This window comes from Neptunomonas sp., assembly GCF_041601355.1.
Lineage (GTDB): Bacteria > Pseudomonadota > Gammaproteobacteria > Pseudomonadales > Balneatricaceae > Neptunomonas.
In genome coordinates, this window is the sequence record NZ_JBFIIH010000229.1 from 1 (window position 1) to 3,414 (window position 3,414).

At 46.3% G+C, this 3,414-nt stretch carries 3 protein-coding genes; 1 reads left to right on the forward strand and 2 read right to left on the reverse strand.

The genetic code is table 11. The features are described from left to right. Positions 1-91: 91 nt before the first annotated feature. Together ABY436_RS19655 and ABY436_RS19660 are read right to left on the reverse strand one after the other, a co-directional pair. Complete coding sequence (locus tag ABY436_RS19655) at positions 92-1,048, reverse strand: DUF808 domain-containing protein (RefSeq protein ID WP_372740621.1); 957 nt, start codon at positions 1,046-1,048, stop codon at positions 92-94. 330 nt (positions 1,049-1,378) lie between these two features. Further along, positions 1,379-1,999: a gamma-glutamylcyclotransferase family protein gene (locus ABY436_RS19660; RefSeq protein ID WP_372740622.1), complete on the reverse strand. Its 621-nt coding sequence runs from the start codon at positions 1,997-1,999 to the stop codon at positions 1,379-1,381. A gap of 182 nt (positions 2,000-2,181) precedes the next feature. Between ABY436_RS19660 and ABY436_RS19665 the strand changes: the two genes are divergently transcribed. After that, positions 2,182-3,414, forward strand: a 1,233-nt coding sequence (locus tag ABY436_RS19665) for a peptidoglycan DD-metalloendopeptidase family protein (protein ID WP_372740623.1), incomplete at its 3' end; no start/stop codon positions are given.

Genomic DNA, 3,414 nt, shown 5'->3' on the forward strand with positions numbered 1-3,414 from the left:
ACTGCTGCGCTGTATCCCCGCACTGTGTATCTCAAAAATGTACAGCCCGACATTTTGCTTTGCGTTTAGATTTGTGTTCTGAAACGGGAAGTCATGCGGCTGATTCTTTTTTACCAAGCAGTTTTTGCCCTAACGTCACGACAGCAACAACCAGAGCACCTGCCAACAAGCCAATCCCCAGGTTCAACAAGGTCGGAGTTAACGCACCCAACACGCTACCGACACCAGGCAGCAACTCTATTGTCGTTTCTGCACCTTCTATCCAATGGTGCAAAACAGGGATACCGTGGGAAATAATACCGCCACCCACTAAAAACATGGCGATCGTGCCGACTATAGCCAGACCTTTCATTAAATAAGGTGCGGCGATTACGATGCGAAGCCCTAAGCGACGCTGAAAGTTAACCCAGCCACCTTGCCCCGGCTTACGCTCCAGGTAAAGGCCCAGGTCATCCAGTTTAACAATACCTGCCACCAGCCCGTAAACACCGACCGTCACCAGCAAAGCGATACCGACCAGCACCGCCAGCTGTGTGACTAATGGCGCGCCGGCCACCGTGCCTAATGTAATTACGATAATTTCTGCTGACAGTATGAAATCCGTACGAATAGCGCCTTTGATTTTATCTTTTTCAAATGCCCGCATATCGATACTGCTATCCTTAACTGCCGCTTCCAACTGGGCATGATGCGCCTTATCTTCGTCAGCACTATGCAGATATTTGTGAGCTACTTTCTCAAAGCCCTCATAACAGAGGAACAAGCCTCCCAGCATTAACATCGGGATAATTAACCACGGCAGAAAATAACTGATCGCCAACGCCCCGGGAACCAAAATCACCTTATTCAGCAATGAACCTTTCGCCACAGCCCATACCACTGGCAGCTCACGATCTGCTTTCACGCCTGAAACCTGCTCCGCATTCAATGCAAGATCATCCCCGAGCACGCCGGCGGTTTTTTTAACAGCCACTTTAGACATCATTGCCACATCATCGAGTAGCGTTGCAATATCATCAATTAAGACTAACAGGCTTGATCCGGCCATTTTATTTCTCACATCGGGATTGAAAACAAAAAATAAATCATAACGGATTTATATGAATAATGTCTGACTCTGGTAAATCGTGGCCAAAAAAAACCCGCATCAGATGCGGGCAAAAAAAGGAGGGTCAGAAACAAAAAATACTGACTAAAAAAACACAGGGATAAGTTCAAGAAACAACACAGATATTATGCGGCTGACCAATCGCTTGCACACTACGGCAATAGCCTCAGAAAACTACTACTCTGGATGCGAAACTTTAGTATTAGTGGCAGCATCAATGCCAAACCATACCGGCCCTCAGCACTGTTGATCGATGCGGCTTCAGCAATATTAGTCCGCACTGCCTTCATCATAGGATGCTGATAATTGCTCATCTGATAACCTAATGACATCCGCCACTAACCGATTCAGCACCGGCGTATGCAGCTGTCGCTGTACCCGCGGATAACGAGGCGTATTCCGGTCATTCAGGGCCGGATACTCCCAACCTTTCGTCAGCGCGATAAACTCTAATGCAAACTCATGCCCGTGCTCGATACAACCGGCCAAAATAACATCGGCATAACTCAGCGCAATCGGACAGGTATGTGTGGGCACTACAATCTCACAGGCGTGGTAGATCCATAACGTCCCTTCAGGCAAATCAACTTCCTGGTACGTCTGTATCTGGTGTGCTTCGATCCGTGATCGCTGATAACCCCGCTCGCGTAGATCAAAGTGTTGGATCTCGCTTTCCGGCACCTCAACTAAAACGCCATTACAGATAGCGCCTTCCCGCTGCACGACAGCGACAGAACTCATGCCAAAATCCGCAGACATCACAGACCATGACCTTTCATATCCACAGACTTTAACCGGCAACACACTACCCGATTCACCTGTCACTGCCCGGCTCAGACTGTTAATCAAACTGCCATAACCAAAGATGTAGTGCCTGTTTAATTTACTCATTTTTACGAAGTAACTCTCAGCATTTTTTAAATGAAAATATTATTCTGTCGTATTCATATCAGGATAAAAACCTTATCATTGTATCACTAGCTACGGCAAAACAGCCTTCTGACTTGGCTTATAGTGCCGAATCCGCTACTTTAGCAGGCTATAACTCATTTTTTGTACGGTCTTATGGTCATATGCGCCAAGTAATTATGTATGCGGATCTTTTCTGGTCCCGGCTCCCTTCTATTCATAAAATTTTATCGCTTTTTTTGACCCTTCTGGTCTTAGCTTTCATGTTTCTTGGTAACAGCGATAAACCGCAAACACTAGCGCTTCCAAAACTTATCTCTTCAGAAGCCGGCTTTACCGAATACGAATACAAGCTCACCACTCTGAATCCTGAAAATTACGCGTACAGCATCTCAAAAGGAGATTCACTGAGCCAAATTTTCGATATGTTGCGTATTCCACAATCAACGATGTACGAAATTCTGGAAACCGACCTTGCCCTTCTGGCGTTAGATACCTTAAAGCCCGGCAACTCACTGCGCTTCTGGTTAGATTCTCGGACACAGCAGTTGGATAAGCTTGAAATAGTCTTCAGTCTGGCGCACACGGTGACCTATCAACGCGTTGATGGTGGAGGCTTTGAATACAAAGAGTTAATTATACCGGGTGACTGGACACAGGAAGTACTCTCGGGAGAAGTCAAAGGCAGCTTTTACAATTCAGCGTCCAAGGTCGGCCTGGACGCTGGCGACATCATGGAAATTTCATCGCTCCTTAAAGAAAAAATTAATTTTAATCGGGGTTTTCGTCTTGGCGATACATTCCATATCGTACGCTCCAAACAAATGGTAAACGAACAAGAAACCGGTGAAACACGTATCGAAGCGATTAAGATAATCAATAAGAAACGTGAAGTGAGCGCATATCTCTATAAAGACAGCTATTACGATGAAAGAGGTACCGGGCTGGAACGTGCGTTTTCTCGTTACCCTCTGGAAAGAAAGCTACGAATCTCCTCTAATTTCAACCCCAATCGCCGTCATCCTATTACCCGCCTGGTCAGGCCGCATAACGGCACTGATTTCGCTGCACCGATTGGTACACCGGTGCTGTCAACCGGTGATGGTGTCGTCATTGAAGTGAAAAAACACGCCTATGCCGGGCTTTATATCAAAATCAAACATGGCCAGAAATATAAAACCCGTTACCTGCATTTGAAAAAGGCCTATGTACGCAAAGGGCAAAGTGTATCGCGGGGGCAGAAAATAGCACTATCGGGTAACTCAGGCCGCTCTACGGGCGCACACTTGCATTATGAACTACACATCAATAACCGTGCCGTCAACGCAATGAGTTCTGACATCCCGATCATGACAGAAATAGAGGGTAAAGATCGTATAGCCTTCAAGAAAATGGTG

Excerpts from the sequence above, each read along its gene's own strand:
- ABY436_RS19655 (WP_372740621.1), bottom strand. The coding sequence starts at position 1,048 with ATGGCCGGATCAAGCCTGTTAGTCTTAATTGATGATATTGCAACGCTA.
- ABY436_RS19660 (WP_372740622.1), bottom strand. The coding sequence starts at position 1,999 with ATGAGTAAATTAAACAGGCACTACATCTTTGGTTATGGCAGTTTGATT.